The organism is Paraplanobispora takensis (assembly GCF_016863195.1).
GTDB lineage: Bacteria > Actinomycetota > Actinomycetes > Streptosporangiales > Streptosporangiaceae > Planobispora > Planobispora takensis.
The window spans coordinates 45934-69249 of sequence record NZ_BOOK01000022.1; the positions used below are offsets into that span (position 1 = coordinate 45934).

Annotated in this window: 23 protein-coding genes; 2 read left to right on the forward strand and 21 right to left on the reverse strand. The window is 70.0% G+C overall.

Annotation, left to right across the window (positions count from 1 at the left end):
• Positions 1–23 precede the first annotated feature (23 nt).
• Entirely contained in the window at positions 24–638 is a 615-nt protein-coding gene (locus Pta02_RS16210) for a cob(I)yrinic acid a,c-diamide adenosyltransferase (protein ID WP_203875655.1), read from the forward strand.
• An 18-nt stretch (positions 639–656) separates the two neighbouring features.
• Here Pta02_RS16210 and Pta02_RS16215 read toward each other — a convergent pair whose 3' ends face one another.
• The 18 genes from Pta02_RS16215 to rpmE form a co-directional block, all read right to left on the reverse strand.
• Positions 657–1067 (reverse strand): DUF2550 domain-containing protein, encoded by a 411-nt coding sequence (locus tag Pta02_RS16215; protein ID WP_203875656.1) that lies wholly within the window; start codon positions 1065–1067, stop codon positions 657–659.
• 43 nt (positions 1068–1110) lie between these two features.
• Entirely contained in the window at positions 1111–1515 is a 405-nt protein-coding gene (locus Pta02_RS16220) for a F0F1 ATP synthase subunit epsilon (protein ID WP_203875657.1), read from the reverse strand.
• 62 nt (positions 1516–1577) lie between these two features.
• Complete coding sequence (gene atpD, locus Pta02_RS16225) at positions 1578–3005, reverse strand: F0F1 ATP synthase subunit beta (protein WP_203875658.1); 1428 nt, start codon at positions 3003–3005, stop codon at positions 1578–1580.
• A 9-nt stretch (positions 3006–3014) separates the two neighbouring features.
• Complete coding sequence (locus Pta02_RS16230; protein ID WP_203875659.1) at positions 3015–3917, reverse strand: F0F1 ATP synthase subunit gamma; 903 nt, start codon at positions 3915–3917, stop codon at positions 3015–3017.
• Between the two features lie 3 nt (positions 3918–3920).
• The gene (atpA, locus tag Pta02_RS16235) at positions 3921–5570 is read right to left on the reverse strand and encodes a F0F1 ATP synthase subunit alpha (protein ID WP_203875660.1); all 1650 of its coding nucleotides are present in this window, start codon (positions 5568–5570) and stop codon (positions 3921–3923) included.
• A 23-nt stretch (positions 5571–5593) separates the two neighbouring features.
• Positions 5594–6403: a F0F1 ATP synthase subunit delta gene (locus tag Pta02_RS16240; RefSeq protein WP_203875661.1), complete on the reverse strand. Its 810-nt coding sequence runs from the start codon at positions 6401–6403 to the stop codon at positions 5594–5596.
• 46 nt (positions 6404–6449) lie between these two features.
• Complete coding sequence (locus Pta02_RS16245; protein ID WP_373872389.1) at positions 6450–6980, reverse strand: F0F1 ATP synthase subunit B; 531 nt, start codon at positions 6978–6980, stop codon at positions 6450–6452.
• Positions 6981–7023: 43 nt separating this feature from the next.
• The gene (gene atpE, locus Pta02_RS16250) at positions 7024–7254 is read right to left on the reverse strand and encodes an ATP synthase F0 subunit C (protein ID WP_203875663.1); all 231 of its coding nucleotides are present in this window, start codon (positions 7252–7254) and stop codon (positions 7024–7026) included.
• A 71-nt stretch (positions 7255–7325) separates the two neighbouring features.
• A complete protein-coding gene (gene atpB, locus Pta02_RS16255; protein ID WP_203875664.1) occupies positions 7326–8117 on the reverse strand; it encodes a F0F1 ATP synthase subunit A in 792 nt (263 codons plus the stop codon).
• Between the two features lie 307 nt (positions 8118–8424).
• A complete protein-coding gene (locus Pta02_RS16260) occupies positions 8425–8853 on the reverse strand; it encodes a Cg1360 family ATP-synthase-associated protein (RefSeq protein WP_203875665.1) in 429 nt (142 codons plus the stop codon).
• A 152-nt stretch (positions 8854–9005) separates the two neighbouring features.
• The gene (locus Pta02_RS16265) at positions 9006–10739 is read right to left on the reverse strand and encodes an MraY family glycosyltransferase (protein WP_203875666.1); all 1734 of its coding nucleotides are present in this window, start codon (positions 10737–10739) and stop codon (positions 9006–9008) included.
• Positions 10740–10796: 57 nt separating this feature from the next.
• The gene (glyA, locus tag Pta02_RS16270) at positions 10797–12062 is read right to left on the reverse strand and encodes a serine hydroxymethyltransferase (protein ID WP_203875667.1); all 1266 of its coding nucleotides are present in this window, start codon (positions 12060–12062) and stop codon (positions 10797–10799) included.
• Between the two features lie 137 nt (positions 12063–12199).
• Positions 12200–12580 carry a hypothetical protein gene (locus tag Pta02_RS16275; protein WP_203875668.1) on the reverse strand — a complete coding sequence of 127 codons (381 nt, stop codon included), beginning with the start codon at positions 12578–12580 and terminating at the stop codon, positions 12200–12202.
• 11 nt (positions 12581–12591) lie between these two features.
• Positions 12592–14091, reverse strand: a complete 1500-nt coding sequence (locus Pta02_RS16280; protein ID WP_203875669.1) for a hypothetical protein — start codon at positions 14089–14091, stop codon at positions 12592–12594.
• Positions 14092–14224: 133 nt separating this feature from the next.
• Positions 14225–14890 carry an L-threonylcarbamoyladenylate synthase gene (locus Pta02_RS16285; protein WP_203875670.1) on the reverse strand — a complete coding sequence of 222 codons (666 nt, stop codon included), beginning with the start codon at positions 14888–14890 and terminating at the stop codon, positions 14225–14227.
• Between the two features lie 12 nt (positions 14891–14902).
• On the reverse strand, positions 14903–15757 hold the full coding sequence (prmC, locus tag Pta02_RS16290) for a peptide chain release factor N(5)-glutamine methyltransferase (protein ID WP_203875671.1): 855 nt from the start codon (positions 15755–15757) through the stop codon (positions 14903–14905).
• Between the two features lie 22 nt (positions 15758–15779).
• Positions 15780–16832, reverse strand: a complete 1053-nt coding sequence (gene prfA, locus Pta02_RS16295; protein WP_203875672.1) for a peptide chain release factor 1 — start codon at positions 16830–16832, stop codon at positions 15780–15782.
• Positions 16833–16943: 111 nt separating this feature from the next.
• On the reverse strand, positions 16944–17162 hold the full coding sequence (rpmE, locus tag Pta02_RS16300; protein WP_203875673.1) for a 50S ribosomal protein L31: 219 nt from the start codon (positions 17160–17162) through the stop codon (positions 16944–16946).
• Between the two features lie 271 nt (positions 17163–17433).
• On the opposite strand from rpmE, the gene Pta02_RS16305 reads away from it, so the two are divergent.
• Positions 17434–18552 carry a hypothetical protein gene (locus Pta02_RS16305; protein ID WP_203875674.1) on the forward strand — a complete coding sequence of 373 codons (1119 nt, stop codon included), beginning with the start codon at positions 17434–17436 and terminating at the stop codon, positions 18550–18552.
• 155 nt (positions 18553–18707) lie between these two features.
• Here the strand turns inward: Pta02_RS16305 and rho are convergent, their stop codons facing one another.
• From rho to thrC, 3 genes are all read right to left on the reverse strand, one after another.
• Positions 18708–20723 carry a transcription termination factor Rho gene (gene rho, locus Pta02_RS16310; RefSeq protein ID WP_203875675.1) on the reverse strand — a complete coding sequence of 672 codons (2016 nt, stop codon included), beginning with the start codon at positions 20721–20723 and terminating at the stop codon, positions 18708–18710.
• 465 nt (positions 20724–21188) lie between these two features.
• The gene (thrB, locus tag Pta02_RS16315; protein ID WP_203875676.1) at positions 21189–22151 is read right to left on the reverse strand and encodes a homoserine kinase; all 963 of its coding nucleotides are present in this window, start codon (positions 22149–22151) and stop codon (positions 21189–21191) included.
• Positions 22152–22162: 11 nt separating this feature from the next.
• Positions 22163–23221 (reverse strand): threonine synthase, encoded by a 1059-nt coding sequence (gene thrC, locus Pta02_RS16320; RefSeq protein ID WP_203875677.1) that lies wholly within the window; start codon positions 23219–23221, stop codon positions 22163–22165.
• Between the last annotated feature and the right edge of the window lie 95 nt (positions 23222–23316).

Sequence of the window (23316 nt, forward strand, 5' to 3'; positions counted from 1 at the left end):
TTTCGGCCCGTTACGCTGGACTCATGACGCGAGCTGACAGAGACAACCCCGTGGTGCTCTCCAAGATCTACACCCGTACCGGAGACGACGGCACCACCGCTCTGGGCGACATGAGCCGCACCCGGAAGACCGATCCGCGCCTGGCCGCCTACGCCGACGTGGAGGAGGCCAACGCGGCGCTCGGCCTGGCCCTGTCCTTCTCGGCGTCCTCCGGGGCGGGATCGGGAAGCCTGGACGAGGACGTCGTCGCCGTCCTCACCCGGATCCAGAACGAGCTGTTCGACGTCGGGGCCGACCTGTGCACCCCGGTCGCGGAGAACCCCGAGTTCCCGCCGCTGCGGGTCGAGCCGTCCTACGTCGAGTGGCTGGAGGCCCGCTGCGACGAGTTCAACGAGCGGCTCAAGCCGCTGCGCAGCTTCATCCTGCCGGGCGGGAACCCGGTCGTCGCCCAGCTCCACGTGGCCAGGACGGTCGTGCGCCGGGCCGAGCGCACGGTCTGGGCGGCCCTGGAGGCCCACGACGACGTCAACCCGCTGACCGCCAAGTATCTCAACCGGCTGAGCGACCTGATGTTCATCCTGTGCCGCATCGCGGCCGCGGGCGAGGAGATCCTCTGGAGGCCCGGCGGCACCCGCTGACGGGCGACCCGGGAGGGGTCAGGCGACGTCGAGGTGGGCGCCGGGCGGGGCCGACTCCAGCCAGGCGACGAACCCGGTGAGGGCGCGGTAACCGGCGGCCAGCTCGAAGGTGAAGCCCGCGCTCTCGCACCGCAGGGCCGTCACGCCCTCCAGGAAGCCGAAGAACTCGCCGGTCCCGATCCGGCGTCGTCCGGAAACCACGAGGCCGCGCCTCACGATGACGTGGCGCGGCCTCGGCAGCAGACCTATGAGCGGGATCCAGTTGAGCCGTCCCCCGGCGTAACGGGCCACCCCCACCCGCCAGCCGCGCTTGCCCTCCACGGGGCGCAGACAGCACAGCACCGATCCGCGGGAACGGATGAGGACCAGGACCCGCAGGGACACAAGGGCGACGAGCACCACCGCCACGATGAGTACGTCACGCGCCATGATGATCGCCGCCCCCAAGAACCACTCCGCCCAGAAGCAGAACCTATCCGACTTCCTCGCCGGCCGCGCGCAGCCGGGCCCGGGCGCGCTTGGCCTCGGCCGCGGCCTCCGCGTTCTCCTGGTCGGTCTCGACGGAGGCCTGAGCGCGCTCCATCGCGTTACGGGCGCGGGCGACGTCCACCTCGGAGCCGAGCTCGGCCACCTCGGCCAGGATCGACACCTCGTTGTTGGCCACCGACACGAACCCGCCGTGCACCGCGGCGACCAGGTCGGGCTCGCCGCCGCGCTTGACCGTCAGCACGCCGCCCTCGACGAGGACGCCCAGCACGGGAGCGTGCTGGGGCATGATGCCGATCTCACCCTCGATGGTCTTGGCGATGACCATGTCGGCCTCACCGGACCAGATCTCGCGCTCCGGCGAGACGACGCCTACTCGCAGCTTCGCCACTTTCTCTGCGTTCCTTTCGAACCAGGTGCCGGTACGGCGGGCCGTACCGGCACCGAAGGCGACTAGCGGGCGAGTTCCTTGGCCTTGGCGATGGCCTGCTCGATGCCACCGACCATGAAGAACGCCTGCTCGGGCAGGTGGTCGTAGTCACCGGCGCACAGACCCTTGAAGGACGCGATGGTCTCGTCCAGCGGCACGAACTCACCCGGCTGACCGGTGAACGCCTCGGCGGCGTACATCGGGTGGGACAGGAAGCGCTCGATGCGGCGGGCCCGGTTGACCGTGACCTTGTCCTCTTCGGAGAGCTCGTCGATGCCCAGGATGGCGATGATGTCCTGCAGTTCCTTGTACTTCTGCAGGATCCGCTTGGTCTCCTGGGCCACGCGGTAGTGCTCCTCGCCGACGACCTGCGGGTCGAGGATCCGCGAGGTGGAGTCGAGCGGGTCCACCGCGGGGTAGATGCCCTTCTCCGAGATCGGCCGGGACAGAACGGTCTGCGCGTCGAGGTGCGCGAACGCGTTGTGCGGGGCCGGGTCGGTGATGTCGTCCGCGGGGACGTAGATCGCCTGCATCGAGGTGATCGAGTGACCGCGGGTGGAGGTGATGCGCTCCTGCAGAACGCCCATCTCGTCGGCCAGGGTCGGCTGGTAGCCCACCGCGGACGGCATGCGGCCGAGCAGGGTGGAGACCTCGGAACCGGCCTGGGTGAACCGGAAGATGTTGTCGATGAACAGAAGCACGTCCTGCTTCTGCACGTCACGGAAGTACTCCGCCATGGTGAGGGCGGACAGCGCGACGCGCAGACGCGTGCCCGGGGGCTCGTCCATCTGACCGAAGACGAGGGCGGTGTCCTTGAGAACGCCCGCCTCCTCCATCTCCAGCCAGAGGTCGTTGCCCTCACGGGTGCGCTCGCCGACGCCCGCGAAGCACGAGGTTCCGGAGAACTTCAGGGCGACGCGGCGGATCATCTCCTGGATCAGAACGGTCTTGCCGACACCGGCGCCGCCGAACAGACCGATCTTGCCACCCTTCACGTACGGGGTGAGCAGGTCGATGACCTTGATGCCGGTGGGCAGCATCTCGGTGCGGGACTCAAGGGTGTCGAAGGCCGGGGAGGGGCGGTGGATGCCCCACTTCTCCGTCACCTTCAGGGAGGCGGTCGGCACGTCCAGGGACTCGCCGAGCGCGTTCCACACGTGGCCCTTGACGATGTCGCCGACCGGCACCGAGATCGGCGCGCCGGAGTCGGACACCGCCGCGCCGCGGACCAGGCCGTCGGTGGGCTGCATCGAGATGGCCCGGACCAGGTTGTCACCCAGGTGCTGGGCGACCTCCAGGGTCAGGGTCTTGGTCTCGCCGCCGACGGTGACGTCGACGTTGAGGGCGTTGTAGATGTCGGGCATCGCCTCGACGGGGAACTCCACGTCGACGACGGGACCCGTCACTCGGGCTACGCGACCGGTTCCGGTCGCGACGGTCTCAACAGTCATTGTGGCTATTCACTCTTTCCCCGCTGCGGCGTCAGCCAGCGCGTTGGCGCCACCGACGATCTCGCTGATTTCCTGGGTGATCTCGGCCTGGCGAGCCTGGTTCATCTGCTGGGTGAACACGCGGATGAGCTCGTTGGCGTTGTCGGTCGCCGACTTCATGGCGCGGCGACGCGCGGCGTGCTCCGAGGCGGCCGACTGGAGCAGCGTGCTGAAGACGCGCGACTCCACGTAACGCGGGAGCAGCGAGTCGAGCACGTCGCCCGCGGTGGGCTCGAACTCGAAGTACGGCAGCGGCGTCTCCGGCTTCTCGGTGGTCTCCTCCACCGTCAGCGGCAGGACCCGCTTGACCGTGACCTCCTGCGTGAGCATGGAGACGAACTCGGTCGAGACGATGTGGATCTCGTCGATCCCGTCCGTCTCGGCCGAGAACGCGGAGATGAGCACGTCGGCGATCTCCTTGGCGTTGGCGTAGGAGGGGTTGTCGGAGAACCCGCCCCACTGCCCGCCCATCTCCCGTCCCCGGAAGCTGTGCCAGGTGATGCCCTTGCGCCCCACCACGTAGGGCACCGGCTCGACGCCCCTGCTGCGCAGCAGACCGGCCAGCGCCTCGGCCTCACGCAGGACGTTGGCGTTGAAGCCGCCGCAGAACCCGCGGTCACTGGTGACGATGAGCACGCCGGCCCTGGTGGGGTTGTCCTTCGCCACCGTCAGCGGGTGGTCGACGCTGGCGGTGTTGCTGACCACGCCCGTCACGGCGCGGGTGATCTCCCGCTCGTACGGCACGGCGGCCTGCATCCGCTGCTGCGCCTTGACGATGCGCGAGGAGGCGATGAGCTCCTGGGCGCGCGTGATCTTCGCCGTTGACCTGACCGACTTGATCCGCCGCCGCAGCAGTCTTAGCTGGGCACCCATCGGCTACTTCTTCTCGTCCGCGCGGACGTGCTTGGTGATCTTCTCCTGGCCGACCTTGTCGGCGCCGAGCGCCGCGACCGGCTCGTCGTTGACCAGCAGCTCGCCGGAGGAGGTCTCGAAGCCCTTCTTGAACTGCGTGATCGCGTCCTTCAGGGTCGTCACCGCGTCGTCCGACAGGTCCTTGGTCTCGCGGATGCTGTCGAAGACGCCCTTGTGCTCGCGACCGAGGTAGTCCAGGAACTCCGCCTCGAAGCGGCGGATGTCCTCGACCGGGACGTCGTCGAGCTCACCGGTGGTGCCGGCCCACACGGAGACGACCTGCTTCTCCACCGAGAACGGGCTGTACTGGGACTGCTTGAGCAGCTCCACCAGGCGCTGACCGCGCTCCAGCTGGGCGCGGGAGGCCGCGTCCAGGTCGGAGGCGAAGGCCGCGAAGGCCTCCAGGTCGCGGTACTGCGACAGGGACAGACGCAGCGTGCCCGCGACCTTCCGCATCGCCTTGACCTGGGCCGAACCGCCGACTCGGGAGACCGAGACACCGACGTTGATCGCCGGGCGCACACCGGAGTTGAACAGGTCGGTCTCGAGGAAGCACTGACCGTCGGTGATGGAGATGACGTTGGTCGGGATGAACGCCGACACGTCGTTGCCCTTGGTCTCGATGATCGGCAGACCGGTCATCGAGCCGGCGCCCATGTCGTCGGAGAGCTTGGCGCAGCGCTCCAGCAGACGCGAGTGCAAGTAGAAGACGTCGCCGGGGAAGGCCTCACGGCCCGGCGGGCGACGCAGCAGCAGGGAGACGGCGCGGTAGGCGTCGGCCTGCTTGGTCAGGTCGTCGAAGATGATGAGGACGTGCTTGCCCTGGTACATCCAGTGCTGGCCGATGGCCGAGCCGGTGTAGGGGGCAAGGTACTTGAAGCCGGCCGGGTCGGAGGCCGGGGCGGCGACGATGGTGGTGTACTCCATCGCGCCCGCCTCCTCGAGGCGACCCCTGACCTGGGCGATCGTCGAGCCCTTCTGGCCGACCGCGACGTAGACGCAGCGGACCTGCTTCGACGGGTCGCCGGACAGCCAGTTCTCACGCTGGTTGAGGATGGTGTCCACGGCGATGGCGGTCTTGCCGGTGCCGCGGTCACCGATGATCAGCTGGCGCTGGCCGCGGCCGATCGGGGTCATGGCGTCGACCGCCTTGAGACCCGTCTGCAGCGGCTCCTTCACCGGCTGGCGCTGGACCACCGAGGGGGCCTGCAGTTCGAGGGCGCGCAGGCCCTCGGACTCGATGGCACCCTTGCCGTCGAGCGGGTTGCCGAGCGGGTCGACCACGCGGCCGAGGAAGTTGTCGCCGATCGGCACGGACAGGACCTCGCCCGTCCGGCGGACCGACTGGCCCTCCTCGATCTTGCTGAAGTCGCCCAGAACAACGACACCGATCTCCCTGGGGTCCAGGTTCAGTGCCAGGCCACGCGTACCGTCCTCGAACTCGAGCAGCTCGTTCGCCATCGCCGAGGGAAGGCCGGAGACATGGGCGATGCCGTCGCCGCAGTCGACGACGGTCCCGATCTCCTCGCGCGCGGCACCTTCCGGCTCGTACGCCTGGACGAAGCGCTCAAGCGCGTCCCGGATCTCGTCCGGCCGGATCGTAAGCTCCGCCATCTCTCTTCTGTCTCCCTATTCGCCTAGCCGGCCAACCGGCGGCGGACTTCTTCGATTCGTCCCGCGATGGTGGTGTCGATGAGGTCGTCCCCGATTCGGACGGAGAACCCACCGATCACTCGCGGATCCACCTCGACGTTCAGATGAACGTCGTGGCCGTAGGAGGTGCGAAGCCACGCGGCGAGGCGCTGCTTCTGCTCCTCGGAGAGCGCGACGGCGCTGCGCACCACCGCGACGAGACGCTGCCGCTGGGCGGCCACCAGGCTGCCGAACTCCTCGAGCCCGCCTTCCAGGCTACGCCCTCGCGGATGTGCCACGAGCTGCCTGATCAGCCGGAGAGTCGTCGGCGCGACCTTGCCGGTCAGGAGCGAGTCGAGCAGCTCCTGCTTGGCCTGCGCGGGCAGTGCCGCGTCGGACAGCGTCCGGTGCAGGTCGAGGTTCGCCGCGGCGATCCGTCCGAACCGGAACAACTCGTCCTCGACGTCGTCGAGCCTGCTCTGCGCCTCGGCCTCGGCCGAGGCGGCGACCACGCCGAGGCGCTCCAGCGCGTCGGCCAGGTCACCGGAGCGCGACCACTTGGCGGACACGGCCGCGACGGCCGTCTCCAGGGCGGCGGTGCCGACCTTGCCCTCCAGCAGGACCCGGACGATCTGCGTCTTCTGCTCGGCCGGGCGGGAGGCGTCGGACAGGTTGCGGCGCAGCCCGTGCTCGCGGTCGAACAGATCGGCGATCGCGAAGAGCTGGTCGGCCAGGGTGCCGAGGTCGGCGCTTCCCGCGACCGCGTTGAAACGCTCCTCGACCTCGGCCAGAGACGTCCTGCTCAAACCCCTCATCGGCCGCTCACCGCTTCCCGCTCACTGCGTCGGGTTCGCTCCGGCATCAGCGGACCGCCGCGTTGCTCGACTCGAGCTCCGTCAGGAACCGGTCGACGGTGCGGCGCTGACGCGCCTCGTCCTCCAGGGACTCGCCGACGATGCGGCTGGCCAGATCGGTCGACAGGCGGCCGATCTCGGAACGGAGCTGGGCGAACGCCTGCTGGCGGTCGGCCTCGATCTGGGCGTGCGCCGCCTCGATGAGACGGCGGGCCTCGGCCTGAGCCTCCTCGCGGAGCTCGGCCTTGATCTGCGCACCCTGCTCGCGGGCCTCCTCACGCAGGCGGGACGCCTCGTGACGGGCCTCGGCGAGCTGCTCCTTGTACTGCGCGAGGGCGCGCTGGGCTTCCTCCTGCGCGTCCGCGGCCTTCTTCAGGCCGCCTTCGATGGCGACGGTGCGCTCTTCCAGAGTCTTCTGGATGCGCGGCACCAGCAGCTTGCCGACGAAGAACAGGACGAGCAGGAAGGCGAAGCCACCGATGACCATTTCGGCCGGGTGCGGGAGCAGGGGGTTGTTCTCTTCCGCTGCCGCTATCAGTTGAATCATGGCTACTGCCTCCCGTCAGGGGCGGTGATCTGTCCTAGGCCCGGAAGACGAACGCGAGCGCGATACCGATCAGCGCGAGCGCCTCGGCGAAGACGAAGCCCAGGAGCATGTTCTGGCGGATGAGGCCGTAGGCCTCGGGCTGGCGGGCGATGGCCTGAACACCCTGACCGAAGATGATGCCGATGCCGACGCCCGGGCCGATGGCGGCCAGGCCATAGCCGATGGAACCGAGGTTGCCGGTGACCTCAGCGAGCACGTTGCTCATTCTTTCGTTTCCTTTTCTATCGACCGGTGGGGGTTGTCCACCGGAACCATCTGTCGTTGGAGGGGGAAGTCTCAGTGCTCGGCGTGCAGAGCGCCGTTGATGAACATGGCGGTCAGCAGCGCGAACACGTAGGCCTGCAGGGCCTGGATGAACAGCTCGAAGGCCGTCAGCAGGATCGTCATGATGACGCCCATGACGCCGATCACGGCGCCGGCCGGAGTGAGCTGGACGAACAGGAAGTGCCAGCCGACCTCGGAGAACAGGGCGATGATCAGGTGACCGGCCATCATCGTCGCGAAGAGCCGGACCGCGTGGGTGACGTGGCGCAGGATGAAGGTGGAGGCGAACTCGATCGGGGCGACCAGGACGTACATCCACTTGGGCAGCCCGGGCGGGAACATCATGTTCTTGAAGTAGCCCAGCGCGCCCTGGTGCTTCATGCCCAGGTAGGTCACCATGATCCACACGCCGATGGCGAGGATGGCCGGGTAGCCGATCCGCGACATCACCGGGAACTGGATGAAGACGACGGACCCGAACAGGTTCATGATCCAGATGAAGAGGAACATGGTGAACAGCAGCGGCATCCAGCGGTCACTGTCCTTGCCCAGGAACGGGCGGGCGACCTGCTCACGGACGAACTCGTAGGCGAGCTCCCCGAGGTTCTGCACGCCCCTCGGAACCAGCCTGGGGTTGGAGAAGGCGCTGTAGGCGAACACGAGGACGATCAACGCGGCGATCAGCGCGAACAGGGCCGGCTTGTTGAACCAAGCCTGACCCGCGACAAGCGCCGGCCATTCGAACAGGCCGAGCCCCGGGGCTTGGAACTCCTCGGCAGCGAGAAGTGGCAGCACGGCGCTCACTCGGCTTTCCCTTCGTCGTGGTGGGTCAGGACGTCTTCCGCTGCCGCGCCGCCGGAGGGCGGTGCCTGGGGAAGATCAAGTAGATGGGTGATGCGATCGCAAGGAGGCCGGGGGCTGCGAGCCCAGGCCGACACTCCCCTACTTTGCATATCGCGTACGCGACGATAGCAGTCGCGGTGGTGACTAGTCATACCGGGCCAGCGCTTGGGACGCGTGGCTCCCATCGGGGCCTCGTGCGGCAGGCTCGCCGGCTCCGCCGCACGGATGTCGCCGGGCGGCGGGAGGGAGGCGCGACCTGTGGCGGAGGTCATCGCTTCTCCTCGTAGTGCCCGGGGACCTTGACGCCCGGTTCGACGTAGAGCATGCGCAGCTTCATGAATCCGCGCGCCTCACCGAAGGTCCAGGCGATGGTGCAGGCGATGGCGGTCAGCGAGAAGGCCCTGGGGTGCCAGACCTCGACGTCCGCGAGGGCCTCCAGCATCACGACGAGGATGATGATCTTGGTGAAGAAGGTGCCCATCGCGGCGGCCATCATCATGGTCGGCGAGATCCGCGAGGCGTAGGCGACGGCGACCAGGCCGACGGTGAAGAAGACCCCCACCACGGCCACGCCGATGCCCGCGCCCAGGGCGCCCTCGGCCCCCGCGAGGAAGGTGGCGACGAGGACGGCGACCAGACCGACCGCCGCCGTCGGGATCGCGGCGGCCTTCATGAGTCGGAGGTCGTTGGCCTGCATCGGCACTCCAGGTGACTGTTATCAAGCGAGCGATTGCTTCTCAGCAGGTCCCAAGCGGTTCAGGACCTGCTAGTGAAAGCTATCACAAGCTCATGGAAGAGCGCCTTTACCTGCCGTTTCAAGTGAACGATCAAGACGTTCCCGGTGGATGTTCAGCGGGACGGCCCGGTCCTCGGGAAGGAGGTCTCCTGGGTCCTGAAGGGCAGGCCGGGGGTGGCGGACGACCGCATCGTGCCCTCGTCTTCCCCGGGGCCCCGGGAGGGCTGCGGGCCGGCGGGTTCCTCGGGGGTCGGAGCAGCGAGGGGGACCGGGGCGCCCTGGGCGGTCTGCGGGGAGAACGGCCCGCGGGGCGCCCTGACGCGCGGAGCGGCCGGGGCCTGCGGGGGGAGCGGCTCCTGCGGCGCCGGGGCGTAGGGATTCTGGCCGCGCTGGGCCTGACGCGGCTGGGCTTGACGGGGCGAGACCCCAGGAGGCGGCGCCTGCCGGGGCTGCGGCTGGGGCTGGGCGGCCGGTGCCTGCGGGATCTGGGGCTGCGCGGCCGGCGGCTGCGGGTTCTCGATGTGCGGAGCCTGGGTGCGCGGCGCCTGCGGAGTCTGGGGGTGCGGAGCCTGGATGTGCGGGACCTGGGGGTACGGGGACTGGGGGTACGGGGACTGGGGGTACGGGGACTGGGCATGCGGAGCCGGGTGCTCCCCCGTGGTCGCGTGGCTCGGGGTGAACGGCCCCGCCGGTTCGGGGACGGGTTCCCCGGCGGAGCGGACGTGCCGGCCGCCCCCGCCGTTGCGGCGCGAGCGCCAGCTCGGCAGGGCCATCGCCACCAGCACCGCGACCGCCAGCAGGACGGTCAGCGGGAACAGGATGAAGGGCACGCCCTCGACGGACATCGCCACGATCGCGAAGGCGAACAGGAACGTCCAGGCGTACATGATCAGGACGCTGCGGCGGTGCGAGTGGCCGATGTCCAGCAGCCGGTGGTGCAGGTGACCGCGGTCGGGGGCGAACGGCGAGAGCCCGTTGGAGGTGCGCCGGACCACCGCCATGATCAGGTCCAGCAGCGGGAGCACCAGGATCGCGACCGGGACCAGCAGCGGCAGGATGACCGGGAAGTTGTTGATGCTGGCGGAGTCGAGCGGCGTGATGGTGATCAGCGTGGAGGCGAGGACGAGACCGATCAGCATGGCGCCGGTGTCGCCCATGAAGATCTTCGCCGGATGGAAGTTGTGCGGCAGGAAGCCCAGGCACACGCCGATGAGCACCGCCGCGACCGCCGCGGTGACGTTGATGCTGGTGTTGCCGAAGTCCTTGGACAGCACGATGGCGTAGGTCCAGGTGGCCATGGCCGCGATGCCGACGATCCCGGCCGCCAGCCCGTCCAGCCCGTCGACGAAGTTGACCGCGTTGATCATGACGACCACGACCATGATGGTGATCAACGGGCTCAGCGTGGAGTCGAGGATGGTCGACCCGCCCAGCGCCGACGGCAGCGGGATCCACGGCAGGCTGACGCCGAAGGCCACCAGCACGCCCGCCGCGCCGACCTGCCCGGCCAGCTTGATCAGGGCGTCCATGCCCCACCAGTCGTCCAGGAAGCCGGTCAGCGTGATCAGACCGCCGGCCACGATCAGCCCGAGGACGACCTTTCCGCCGGTGGCGGCCTCCTCGGCGAGCTTTCCCCCGGCGTACGGCAGCTTGGCGGCCACCAGCAGGCCCGCCACCAGCCCGCCGTACATCGCCAGACCGCCGAGTCTCGGCGTCGGGGTGGTGTGCACGTCCCGGTCACGGACCTCGGGCATCGCACCGATGCGGATGGCGAAGACGCGGACCAGCGGGACCAGCAGATAGGTCGCCGCCGCCGCCACGAGCGCCATCAGTAGGTATTCGCGCACGGACCTAGTTTCGCGGATAGTCGGGCCAGCTGTGACCGGAAAACAGCACAGAACAACTCATAATTCGCTGGGATATGCCGGATGGATCGCCGAGATCGCCAGCACGCGCTCCCTGACCTCATCCGCCGTCTCGGGGCTCCGGACGGCCCGCGCCACCAACGCGGCGACCTCCTTCATCTCCTCCGGCCCCATCCCCTGGGTGGTCACGCAGGGGGTGCCCACCCGGATCCCCGAGGTCACCGTGGCCGGCTCGGGGTCGTAGGGGATGGCGTTGCGGTTCAGCGTGATCCCGGCGGCGGCGCAGCGCTGCTCGGCCAGCGCCCCGGAGACGCCGACGTCGCGCAGGTCGATCAGGGCCAGATGGCTGTCGGTGCCGCCGGAGACCGGTCGCATGCCCTCGGCGGCCAGCGCGTCGGCGAGCGTCCTGGCGTTGTCGACCACCTGCCGCGCGTAGGCGGCGAACTCCGGCTGGAGCGCCTCCCCGAAGGCCACCGCCTTGGCCGCCACCGCGTGCATGAGCGGGCCGCCCTGGACGAAGGGGAACACCGCCCTGTCGATCTTCGTCGCCAGCTCCGCGGTGCACATGATCCCGCCGCCGCGCGGACCGCGCAGCGCCTTGTGGGTGGTGAAGGTCACCACGTCGGCGTACGGCACCGCGGACGGCAGGGCGCCCCCGGCCATCAGCCCCACGGTGTGGGCGACGTCGGCCATCAGCCAGGCGCCCACCTCGTCGGCGATCCCCCGGAAGGCCGCGAAGTCGATCTCCCGCGGATAGGCCGTGGCACCACAGATGATCATCTTTGGCTGGTGCCGCAGCGCCAGCTCCCTGACCTCGTCGTAGTCGATCAGCTCGGTGTCGCGGCGCACGCCGTACGCCACGATGTCGAACCACCGGCCGGAGAAGTTGACCTTCGATCCGTGGGTGAGGTGGCCGCCGTGCGGCAGCGCCATGGCCAGGACGGTGTCGCCCGGCTGCAGCAGCGCGGCGTAGGCCGCCAGGTTGGCCGAGGCGCCCGAGTGCGGCTGCACGTTGACGTGCTCGGCGCCGAACAGCCGCCGGGCCCGGTCGATGGCGAGCCTCTCGGCCCGGTCGACGACCTCGCATCCGCCGTAGTAGCGCCGGCCGGGGTAGCCCTCGGCGTACTTGTTGGTGAGGGTCGAGCCGAGCGCGGCCAGCACCGCCGGCGACGCCAGGTTCTCGCTCGCGATGAGCTGGATGCCGCCGCGCAGGCGATCGAGCTCGTCGAGAAGCACGCTCGCGATCTCCGGGTCCTGACGGAGCAGGAGGCCGATGTCCGGTCCGTAATACGGCGCAGAACTCATTGCCTTACTCCGTTCGGCGACTCTGGCGGACGGCTCACCTCCAACTGTAAGCCCGGCCGTCCCCGTTATCCCATGTCAGGGCGGGAGTCAGGACGGAGTCCGGGAGAACGTCACAGAACGGGGGTCCGGGAGGGGCGTCAGGAGAAGGCGTGCGGGGCGCCCGCGTTGACCGGCACCCAGCGCGGCGTGTCGGCCGCCTGGTCGCTGATCGAGGTGAGGATCGCCTGCCGGTACTGGCCGAGCCGGGTGCGCCACTCCGCCAGGTCCTCCACGTAGCGCTCCCCCACCGGCGCGTCCCAGACGTCGCGGCTCCTGGCCATCTGGTAGGCCCGGTCGAGGGAGGAGGTCAGGTTCTCCAGCATGGGCAGCACCTGCCGCCAGAGCACGACCAGGCGCTGGTAGTCGGGGTTGAACTCCCACGCCGTGGCCGCGTCCGGGGACGGCAGCGCCGAGGTGCCGGCCGACGGCGGGGTCTCCCCCGGCTGGAGCGGCTGCGGGGCGGGCGGGTCCACGTACATCTGAAGGCTCCTCACACCGACTGCGCGCCGGACGATCCGCCGGGCGGCGGAATCGGCCTGCGCGGCTCTCCCGGATCCACCTCACCGGCCGGCCCGTCCGGCCCGACATCCATGGGCGCCCAGCGGCCCTCACCCCACGTCTCCCCGTCGGGCACCTGCACACTCGGCATGTCCAGCGGCTCGATCTCCCGCACGTTGTCGACGAGCGTCTTGAGCACGTCGGCACTCGGCGGACTCACCTCGACCGAGACCACGTCACTGCCGTCATCCGCCCACCGCGCCACGGAATCGCCCTGCGTCCCCGAGTCCTGGGTGCCCGAGCCCTGGGTGCCCGAGCCCTGCGCATCGGAGTCCGCCTGTCCGCCGGGGCTCCCCTGCGCGCCGGGATCGCCGGTCCCGGTCCCGTCCTGGCCCGTCCCGGTGCCGGGTGGCTGGACCGTCTGGTCGGGCGCCGGTTCGGCGGTGTCGAGCACGGTGTCCTGAGGTCTGGCCGAGTCCTGCGCCGGGCTGGGGTCGACCTGGCCGGCGCCCGCTCCGGTGCCGTCCGTGCCTGTGCCGTTCCCGAGGCCGTCCACGGTGGGCATGTCCATGGGCGGGATGTTCTCGATGTCCTCCAGCAGCGCCTCGACCTGCTCCGCGGTCGGCGGGTCGAGCGGGATCTGCAGCACCTTGACGCCGTCCACCTCGACGACCTGCGGTTTGAGGTCGCCGGTCTGGTCGATGTCGTCTGGGTGGTTCTTCTCCGGCGTGTCGAGAGGGCCGTCCCCCGCGCCCTGCGGGCTGCCGGACTCCCCGCCCCGGGGCGAGCGCTCGTCGCCCTTGGAGTCGGTGTCAGGCTTGGGGTCCGGCGCGGTGCCGGTCTCCGGTGCGGGGCTCGGCGTGGTGTCGGGGCTCGGCGTGGTGTCGGGGCTCGGCGTGGTGTCGGGGCTCGGTGTCGTCCCGGTGTCGGGACTCGGATCGGGTTTCCGGTCCGTCTCGGGGGCGGGCGCGTCGGGCGTGCCGGACGGCTGGTCCCCCATGCGGGGATTGCCCTCGGAGTCGGGAACGGCGGGCTTGAGATCCTCCGTCTTCGGAGGTTGCGGCTTGGCGTCCTCCCCCTTCGGAGCCTCCGGCTTTGGATCTTCCGCTTTCGGGGGTCCGGGCGTGGGGTCCGGAGTGGTCCCGCCCTCGGGCCTGGGAGTCTCCGGCTTGGTCTCCTCCGCCTTCGGAGGCTCGGGCGTGGGGGCGGGAGTGGGATTCGGGTCGTCGGCCCGGGTGTTCGGGGCGGCGGAGGTGGTCTCCTGCTTGACCTTCTTCTCCAGCAGGGCCACGCGTGCCGAGACGTCCTTGACCATCGCGTCGCACGCCTCGGCGGTCTGGGACGGACGCTGGGCGGATCCGGAGGACAGCCCCGCCCCGCCCATCAGCTGGGCGACCCGGCTCTCGATCGTCCGCATCTGCCCGGCGGCCTGCTTCACCTCGGACAGCAGATCGCGGACCAGCTCGGGGTCCATTCCGTCGAACTTGCCCATGGGCGTCTCCCGGAAGGTGGCGGCGCACTTCACGCTACCGGGGACGGGCCCGCCCGTCATGGTGATAATCAGCCGGCATGGATGGCGGCCACGGTGGGGACCGGCCCGGCCGGGGCCGGTCCCGCGACCGGGATCAGTTCGTGCTCTCCGGATCGGCGTCCGTCGCCACGTAGCCGATCACTCCGCGCAGCTTCCCCACCGGGATGGCCCCGCGGCGCAGCAGCCGGGGCACCGCCGTGGTGAGGTCGAGGATCGTGGACGGGACGTCATCGGTGCAGGGTCCTCCGTCGAGGTAGACCTCGACGGAGTCGCCGAGCTGCGACTCGGCCTCGGCGGCCGTGGTCGCGGGCGGCGAGCCGGAGCGGTTGGCGCTGGAGACGGCCATCGGCCCGGTCTCCTTGAGCAGGTCGAGCGCGACCGCGTGCAGGGGCATGCGGAGCGCGACGGTGCCCTTGGTGTCGCCCAGGTCCCACGACAGCGAGCGGTTCACCCGGCAGACCAGCGTGAGCGGGCCGGGCCAGAAGGCGTCGACGAGGTCCTGCCCGTAGGGGCCCAGGTTCTCCACCAGGGCGTTGGCCGCGCTCACGGTGCCGACCAGGACCGGCACCGGCATGTCCCGGCCGCGGCCCTTGGCCTCCAGCAGGCGGCTCACGGCCGCGTGGGTGAAGGCGTCACCGCCGATGCCGTAGACGGTGTCGGTGGGCAGCACCACCAGTTCGCCCTGCCGTACGGCCGAGGCCGCGTCGGTCAGGCCCGCGCTCCGCTGCTCCGGGTCACTGCAGTCATAGCGTCTACTCACGGCGTTCGATCCTCATTCCTGGCCGAAACGGGCGGTGACGAAACGATCTCTTCGGGTGAGGTCCTGACGGCTGCGCACGTCACGCCAGCCGTTGTCCTCGGAGAAGATCAGATAGACCGGGGTGCCCTGCTCGTCGGCGTGTTCCACGGCGACGAAGCCGCCGGGCCGCAGCAGCCGCCTGGCGGTCCGCTCGACCGCCCTGACCTCGTCGAGGCCGTCGCTGCCCGAGCCGTACAGCGCGCGGCGAGGATCGTAGTCGCGCACCTCGGGGTCGCGCGGGACCGCGCCGGGCGGGATGTAGGGCGGGTTGGAGATGACCAGGTCCACCCGGCCGTCGAGTTCGGGCAGGGCGTCGGCGAGGTCCTCCGGATGCAGGTGCACCCGGCCCTGGCCCTGCTCCAGGATGTTGCGCTTGGCCCACCGGTAGGCGTCGGGGTCGACCTCCACCGCGTGCACCGTGGCCAGCGCGACCTCCTGGGCGATGGACAGCGCGATCGCCCCGGAGCCGGTGCCCAGGTCCACGACCACCGGCGAGGCCACGTCCATCTCCCGCAGCCGGTCGATGGCCCATCCCGCCACGACCTCGGTCTCCGGGCGCGGGATGAAGACGCCCGGCCCGACCTCCAGGGACAGGTAGCGGAAGTAGGCGCGCCCGGTGATGTGCTGCAGCGGCTCACGGGCCTCACGGCGCGCGACGCCCTCCCAGAAGAGCGCGTCGAAGTCCGCGTCCGCCACGGTGTGCAGCTCGCTGCGCCGTACGCCGTGGACGCAGGCGGCGATCTCCTCGGCGTCGGTGCGCGGCGAGGGCACACCGGCCTCGGCGAGCCTGGCGGTGGCGAGGGCGATCTCGTCCAGCAGAAGGGTCATGGGCGCGTTCTGTGCGTTGGCCTTAGGAGTGGGCTGCGAGCTTCTCCGCCATCTCGGCGTCGAGCAGGGACTGGATGACGGACGTCAGGTCGCCGTCCAGCACCTGGTCGAGGTTGTAGGCCTTGAAACCGGTGCGGTGGTCGGAGATGCGGTTCTCGGGGAAGTTGTAGGTGCGGATGCGCTCGGAGCGGTCGACCGTGCGGATCTGGGACTTGCGCTCGGCCATCGCCGCGGCGTTGGCCTCCTCCTCGGCGAGGGCCTGCAGGCGCGCCCGCAGGATGCGCAGGGCCGACTCCTTGTTCTGGAGCTGGCTCTTCTCGTTCTGGCAGGAGACGACCACGCCGGTCGGCAGGTGCGTGATGCGCACGGCCGAGTCGGTGGTGTTGACGCTCTGGCCGCCGGGGCCGCTGGAGCGGTAGACGTCGATGCGCAGGTCGTTGGGGTCGATCTGGACGTCGACCTCCTCGGCCTCGGGATAGACCAGGACGCCGGCCGCGCTGGTGTGGATGCGGCCCTGCGACTCGGTGACCGGCACGCGCTGCACGCGGTGCACGCCGCCCTCGAACTTCAGCTTCGACCAGACGCCGTCGTCGCCCCTGGCCTTCACCGCGACCGTGACGTCCTTGTATCCGCCGAGGTCGGAGTGGGTCACGTCGATGATCTCGGTCTTCCAGCCCACCCGCTCGGCGTAGCGCAGGTACATCCGCAGCAGGTCGCCGGCGAACAGCGCCGACTCCTCGCCGCCCTCGCCCGCCTTGATCTCCATGATGATGTCCTTGTCATCGTTGGGATCACGCGGGATGAGCAGGTGCCTGAGCTTGTCCTCCAGCTCGGGGATCCGCGCCTCGAGCTCCTTGGCCTCCTCGGCGAAGGCCTCGTCCTCCGGGGCCAGCTCCTTGGCGGTGCCCAGGTCGTTCTGGACGCCCTCGAGCTCGCGGTAGGTGGTGATGATCGGGGTCAGTTCGGCATAACGCCGGCCGAAGGTGCGCGCCTGCGTCGGGTTGGCGTGCACGGTGGGGTCGGCGAGCTTGAGTTCCAGCTCGGCGTACTCACTGAGCAGCTCGTCGAGATTCACCGCACGTCCTCTTCCTTGAAAAGCCCTTGTCAGCCTGCCTCATCACCACGAACGCCGACCCGGGCGCCCCCCGCCGGGGGGGACGCTTCCGAGCCGGCGTCGGGACGAGGGCTACTGGCCCGCGGGCTTCTTGCCGAAGCGCTTCTCGAAGCGCGCCACCCGGCCGCCGGTGTCCAGGATCTTCTGCTTGCCCGTGTAGAACGGGTGGCAGGCGGAGCACACGTCGGCGTGGATCGAGCCGCTCTTGGCGGTGCTGCGGGTGGTGAAGGTGTTACCGCACGTGCAGGTCACCTGCGTGGTGACGTACTCGGGGTGAATCTCGGGCTTCATGGCTCTTGTCCTCTCCAATGCGCGGTCGCCGGGTCGCCACTGTCTTCTCGCCTGATACGGCTTGCGCGCTGAGGCACACCGAGGTGCGCGCGGGCGGGAACCGGAACCGCTGCGGTTCGGCTACCAGTGTGCCAGATGCTCCAACCACTCCAGGCCATCAGGCATTCCCCGAGGCGATCGCCGGAGTCTATGGACGCGTCACCCCCGTCCCACTAGGCTCCGGTGCCCAAACCGTCACTTTTCCCACTTTTCACCTAAATAAGGGGAGCGAATGAAGAAGGGAATGCGGCTGCTTCTCGCGGCCGCAACGGGGGCTGCCGTCTTCACCAGCAGCACGGCGACAGCGCTCGCCGCCGGCTCCGCGACCACCGCGATGGCCTGCGAGCTGTCCGCCGACGTCACCGCGCTGACCATCAGCGACGCCTACGTCCCGCTCAAGGACGACGCCACGGCGACCTTCGAGGCGACCATCAAGAACCCGTACAAGCTCGTCGAGGGCACCGGCGACCTCGCGGGCAAGAAAGTCCTGCAGAAGGACGTGACCGCCGTCAAGGCGGACTTCCAGCGCGTCGGCGAGACCTCCTGGAACGACGCCACGATCGAGCAGGTCCCGGCCCCGGCCGCCGGCGCCCAGACCGCGGCCCCGGCCGACGTCAAGGTCAAGGGCAGCTTCAAGATCAACAAGGACAACAAGGACGGCAAGTGGTCCGTCCGCGTCCTGGTCACCAGGGACGGCGCCACCAAGGAGGCCTGCAAGGAGGTGACCGTCGACCCGAAGGTCAAGTTCGTCTCGGCCGCGGTCACCGACCCCGTCGTCATCACCACCGCCGGTGACACCGAGGTCCAGGTCCGCGCCAGCGTCGTCGGCGCGGACTCGGTCAAGGGCAAGCTGTACGCCACCGACGGCGGCGACTCGATCGACGTGACCCTGGAGAAGGGCAACGGCGCCACCTCCTGGTACGCCGACACCTACTTCGACTACTCCTTCACCACCGGGTCCTGGACCCTGGAGCTGGAGGCCTCGCGCGGCGGGCAGGCCCTCGAGGTCAAGACCGCCGACACCTTCACCGTGAGGAAGGGCTCCTCCAAGAAGGCCTCCTCCAAGATCTCGTTCGACGTGACCGCGAACAAGGTCAAGAAGGGCAAGGCCGTCCGCCTGTACGGCAAGGTCTACCGGGGCAGCCGCGCCTACTCGGGCAAGATGGTCGCGCTCTACTACAAGAAGAAGGGCGGCAGCTGGAAGTTCGCCTACTACGTGAAGGCGAACAGCAGCGGCAAGTACAGCAAGACCCTCAAGCCGAAGTTCGACGCCTACTGGCGCGCCGCCGTCAGCGGGACCGGCAAGACCTACGGTTCCAAGTCCGGCTACGAGTACGTCGACGTCCGCTAGCGGCCTGACGGGCGGATAACACCCGCCGAGAAGCTGTACGGCTCGCGTCCCCAACCCCGGGCGCAAGCCGTACAGACGCAGAGAGACACAGGGACGGATACGGGGAACGCCCGGCGGCCGAGGCCGCCGGGCGTTCTCGCGTGCGTCGCGCGGGGTCAGTCGCGGTCGGAGCTGACCGTCGTCTTCTGCACCTGGAGCAGGAACTCCGCGTTGGACTTGGTCTCCTTCATCTTCTCCAGGAGAAGCTCCAGAGCCTGCTGCATGTCCAGGGCGTGCAGCACCCGGCGCAGCTTCCAGACGATCTGCAGCTCGTCCTTCGACATGAGGATCTCCTCCTTGCGGGTGCCGGACGCGTCGACGTCCACCGCGGGGAAGATCCGCTTGTCGGCGAGGGAGCGGTTGAGCTTGAGCTCCGCGTTGCCGGTGCCCTTGAACTCCTCGAAGATGACCTCGTCCATCTTGGAGCCGGTCTCGACCAGCGCCGTGGCGAGGATCGTCAGCGAGCCGCCGTTCTCGATGTTGCGGGCGGCGCCGAAGAAGCGCTTGGGCGGGTAGAGCGCCGTGGAGTCGACACCACCCGACAGGATCCGGCCGGAGGCCGGGGCGGCCAGGTTGTAGGCCCGGCCCAGGCGGGTGATCGAGTCGAGCAGCACGACGACGTCGTGGCCCAGCTCCACCAGGCGCTTGGCCCGCTCGATGGCCAGCTCGGCGACCGTGGTGTGGTCCTCGGCGGGACGGTCGAAGGTCGAGTGGATGACCTCGCCCTTCACCGAGCGCTGCATGTCGGTGACCTCTTCCGGACGCTCGTCGACCAGGACGACCATCAGGTGGCACTCGGGGTTGTTGCGGGTGATCGCGTTGGCGATCGCCTGCAGCACCATCGTCTTGCCCGCCTTGGGCGGGGAGACGATGAGACCGCGCTGGCCCTTGCCGATCGGGGCGACCAGGTCGATGATCCGGGTCGTCAGGATGTTGGGCTCGGTCTCCAGGCGCAGGCGCTCCTGCGGGTAGAGCGGCGTGAGCTTGTTGAAGTCGGGCCGCTGGCGGGCCTGCTCGGGGTCCATCCCGTTGACCGTGTCGAGCCGGACCAGCGCGTTGAACTTCTCGCGGCGCTCACCGTCGCGCGGCTGGCGGACGGCGCCGGTGACGACGTCGCCCTTGCGCAGGCCGTTGCGGCGGATCTGGGCCAGGGACACGTAGACGTCGTTGGCGCCGGGCAGGTAGCCGCTGGTCCGGACGAACGCGTAGTTGTCGAGGATGTCCAGGATGCCGGCGATCGGGATGAGGACGTCGTCCTCGCCGACCACGGGCTCGTTGCCGTCGAAGCGGTCACGGCCGCGGCGGTTGCGCTCGCGGAACCGGCCGCGGCGCCCGCGGCGGTCGTCGTCCTCGACGCCGGGGCCGTGCTGGTCACCGCGTCCCTGCGGACCGCGGTTCTGCTCGCCCCGGTCGGTGCGCTCACCCCGGTCGGTGCGCTCACCCCGGTCGGTGCGCTCGCCCCGGTCGGTGCGCTCGCCCCGGTCGGTGCGCTCGCCCCGGTCGGTGCGCTCGCCCCGGTCGGTGCGCTCACCGCGCTCGGCACGCTCACCACGGCCCTGGCCCGCGTCCGCGGCGCGCTGGTCGGCGCGGCCCTCACCGCGCTCGCGGCCCTCGCCACGCTCACGGCGCTCGCCGCGGCTGCGGCGCTCACGACGGCTCTCGCCGCGCTCGGAACGGCCCTCGGCCTGTCCGGCCTCGGCCTGCTGCTCCACGACGGACGGGGTGGCCACCACGGGCTCGGGCGCCGCGACCTGCTCGGGCAGCGCCTCGGCGACGGGGGCGGCAGGAGCGGCGGCGGTCCGGGAACGTTCCCGGCGGCTACGGGCGGGGCGCTCGGCGGCCGGCTCGGCGGCGGCCGGAGCCGGGGCCTCCTGGGGCGCCGCCGCGGGCGCCGGGGCGCTCTCGGCGGAGACGCCCTGCTTCTCCTGGATGGCCGCGATCAGCTGGCTCTTGCGCATCCGCCCGGTTCCGCTGATGCCAAGGCCGGAGGCCATGGCCTGCAGCTCGGGCAGCACCATGGCGGACAGGCCGGTGCCGGAGCGACGACGCTTGGTCGCGGCGCGGGTGGGGGTGTCGCCGGCCGCCGGCTGAGTGCCGTTGGCATCGGAGAGGAGTTCGGTGGTGTCGCTCACTAATGGGTCCTTCCCAGGGGTCGGGCGTGGCCACGATCAGCCAATCGTCCCGGTGGTGCGATCGACCCGGAGGGACAGACCGGGTCGGGTTGCACGTCGCGATCCTCGGCGGCCCGTGAGGACCGCCGCCACTGTCGGAGAAGGGCGCATCCACGCCGTCACCATCGAGATTCGCCGACGGTGGGGCTTGGAGGACACCCCCCGGATTGCTACCGGCAACCAGATGTCGAGATGGTTCGAACGCGCATGTCCCCTGAAACGCCGCCTCTCGTTGCCCCAACCGAATGTGGGCCATTCGGAGGCGACGGATTCGGGGAAACCACTGTGGCGCTCACGCCTCGTGGAGCGAGACGTGGGGCGACGATGTGTGGATGACAAGCACGCACCCGAAACGGGGGCACCTGGTGCGGCTATCAGCCTAACATCACCAGCGCACACTGCTATTCCCTGAAGGTCGAAGAGGCTTCAGCGTGTCTCGGGAGAAACAACGCACGCACCGTGGGTTTCGACATCCAGTGGCTGGATGTGCCAGTCAGTACCCACTTCCGGTGCGATCAAATCCTGTGTATCCGGTGTCGAAAACGCAAGAACCGTGGGACCCGCCCCCGAGACGATCGCGGGGACGCCCGCCCCGCGCAGGCGTTTGACCAGTTCGGCGGTCTGCGGCATGGCGGGGGCGCGGTAGTCCTGGTGCAGCCGGTCCTCGGTCGCGGCCAGCAGCAGCTCACGCTCCGGCCGGGTGGTGAGCGCCGCGATCAGCAGCGCCGCCCGCCCGGCGTTCGCGGACGCGTCGGCGTGCGGCACGTCCTTGGGGAGCAGTCCCCTGGCCGCCTCGGTCGACAGGCGGTTCTGGGGGACGATGGCCACCGGCCGGATGTCACCGTGCGGGGCCAGTTTCACCATACGCGGATCGCCGGGCTGTTCCATCCAGGCGATCGTCAGGCCTCCGGCCAGGCAGGGGGCGACGTTGTCCGGATGGCCCTCGATCTCGGTGGCGATCCCGAGGGCGAAGGCGTCCGACAGCACGCCGCCGGCGCGCTCGCGGGCGCTCCGGTCGCCGGCGTGCTCGGGGTGGGCCAGCGCCCTGGCGGCGACGATCCCGGCGCAGATCGCCGCCGAGGACGACCCCAGGCCCCGTCCGTGCGGGATGCGGTTGCGGCACACGAGCCTGAGGGAGTCGGGCTGCCGTACCGAGAAGGCGTCGAAGGCGGCGCGCAGCGAGCGGACCACCAGGTGCCCCTCGCCCGCGTCGAGCTCGCCCTCCCCCTCGCCGGTCACCTCGATGGTCAGGCCGGGCGCCGTGCCGATCTCGACCTCCACCTCGTCGTAGAGGCCCAGCGCCAGACCGAGCGCGTCGAAGCCCGGCCCCAGGTTGGCGCTCGTCGCGGGAACCCGGACGGCGACCTTCCCGCCGTGAATATTGATCATCGTCTCCCCGGTCAGGCGAGTTCGAGGGCGGTGGCGGCGGCGTGGGCGTCGATCGGGATCGTCAGCGGGGTGGGGGCGCCGGAGATGGCCCAGTCGGGGTCCTTGAGGCCGTTGCCCGTCACCGTGCAGACGATGCGCCGGCCGGGGTCGACCAGGCCCTGCTCGTGGGCCTGGAGGAGACCGGCCACGCTGGCCGCCGAGGCCAGCTCGACGAACACGCCCTCCTCCTGCGCCAGCAGCTTGTAGGCGGCGGCGATCTGGCGGTCGGTCACGGACTGGATGACGCCGCCGGACTCGTCGCGCGCGGCCTCGGCCAGCTGCCAGGAGGCGGGGTTGCCGATGCGGATCGCGGTGGCGATCGTGTGCGGGTGGGTCACCGGGGCGCCGTTGACGATCGGCGCGGCGCCGCTGGCCTGGAAGCCGAACATCCTGGGCGTCTTGGTGGCGACGCCGTCCCCGGCGTACTCGGTGTAGCCCATCCAGTAGGCCGAGATGTTGCCGGCGTTGCCCACCGGGATGCAGTGGATGTCGGGCGCGTCGCCGAGGGTGTCGACGATCTCGAAGGCCGCGGTCTTCTGGCCCTGGAGCCGGAAGGGGTTGACCGAGTTGACCAGGGCGATCGGGTAGTTCTCCGACAGCTTCCTGGTCATCTCCAGGCAGTCGTCGAAGGAGCCCTCGACCTGCAGCAGCTTCGCGCCGTGGACCAGCGCCTGGGCCAGCTTGCCCATCGCGATCTTCCCGCGCGGGACGAGCACCGCGCAGGTCAGGCCCGCGCGGACGGCATAGGCGGCGGCGGAGGCGCTGGTGTTGCCGGTGGAGGCGCAGATGACGGCCTTGGCACCCTCCTCGACGGCCTTGCTGATGGCCATCGTCATGCCGCGGTCCTTGAAGCTGCCGGTCGGGTTGAGCCCTTCGACCTTCAGGTAGACGTCACAGCCGGTCAGCGCCGAGACCCGGTGCGCCGGGACGAGCGGCGTGCCGCCCTCCAGCAGGGTGACGACGGGCGTCGCCGTGGTCACCGGAAGCCGGTCACGATACTCCTCGATGAGGCCGCGCCACGCCCTGGTCATGATTGCTCCTCCCGCGCAAGGCTCCGCCGTGCGCGTTCTACCTGCGATGTTGGGCAAAGAGTCTACGGGCAACGGTCTCGGAGAGGCGATGCGGC

Coding starts and splice junctions, on each gene's coding strand:
- thrC (WP_203875677.1), bottom strand. CDS start 23,221: ATGACCAGGGCGTGGCGCGGCCTCATCGAGGAGTATCGTGACCGGCTT.
- Pta02_RS16215 (WP_203875656.1), bottom strand. CDS start 1,067: ATGGCGCGTGACGTACTCATCGTGGCGGTGGTGCTCGTCGCCCTTGTG.
- prmC (WP_203875671.1), bottom strand. CDS start 15,757: ATGACCCTTCTGCTGGACGAGATCGCCCTCGCCACCGCCAGGCTCGCC.
- atpA (WP_203875660.1), bottom strand. CDS start 5,570: ATGGCGGAGCTTACGATCCGGCCGGACGAGATCCGGGACGCGCTTGAG.
- thrB (WP_203875676.1), bottom strand. CDS start 22,151: ATGATCAATATTCACGGCGGGAAGGTCGCCGTCCGGGTTCCCGCGACG.
- Pta02_RS16260 (WP_203875665.1), bottom strand. CDS start 8,853: ATGCAGGCCAACGACCTCCGACTCATGAAGGCCGCCGCGATCCCGACG.
- Pta02_RS16280 (WP_203875669.1), bottom strand. CDS start 14,091: ATGGGCAAGTTCGACGGAATGGACCCCGAGCTGGTCCGCGATCTGCTG.
- glyA (WP_203875667.1), bottom strand. CDS start 12,062: ATGAGTTCTGCGCCGTATTACGGACCGGACATCGGCCTCCTGCTCCGT.
- Pta02_RS16240 (WP_203875661.1), bottom strand. CDS start 6,403: ATGAGGGGTTTGAGCAGGACGTCTCTGGCCGAGGTCGAGGAGCGTTTC.
- atpD (WP_203875658.1), bottom strand. CDS start 3,005: ATGACTGTTGAGACCGTCGCGACCGGAACCGGTCGCGTAGCCCGAGTG.
- Pta02_RS16275 (WP_203875668.1), bottom strand. CDS start 12,580: ATGTACGTGGACCCGCCCGCCCCGCAGCCGCTCCAGCCGGGGGAGACC.
- Pta02_RS16230 (WP_203875659.1), bottom strand. CDS start 3,917: ATGGGTGCCCAGCTAAGACTGCTGCGGCGGCGGATCAAGTCGGTCAGG.
- rpmE (WP_203875673.1), bottom strand. CDS start 17,162: ATGAAGCCCGAGATTCACCCCGAGTACGTCACCACGCAGGTGACCTGC.
- Pta02_RS16210 (WP_203875655.1), top strand. CDS start 24: ATGACGCGAGCTGACAGAGACAACCCCGTGGTGCTCTCCAAGATCTAC.
- atpE (WP_203875663.1), bottom strand. CDS start 7,254: ATGAGCAACGTGCTCGCTGAGGTCACCGGCAACCTCGGTTCCATCGGC.
- Pta02_RS16305 (WP_203875674.1), top strand. CDS start 17,434: ATGAAGAAGGGAATGCGGCTGCTTCTCGCGGCCGCAACGGGGGCTGCC.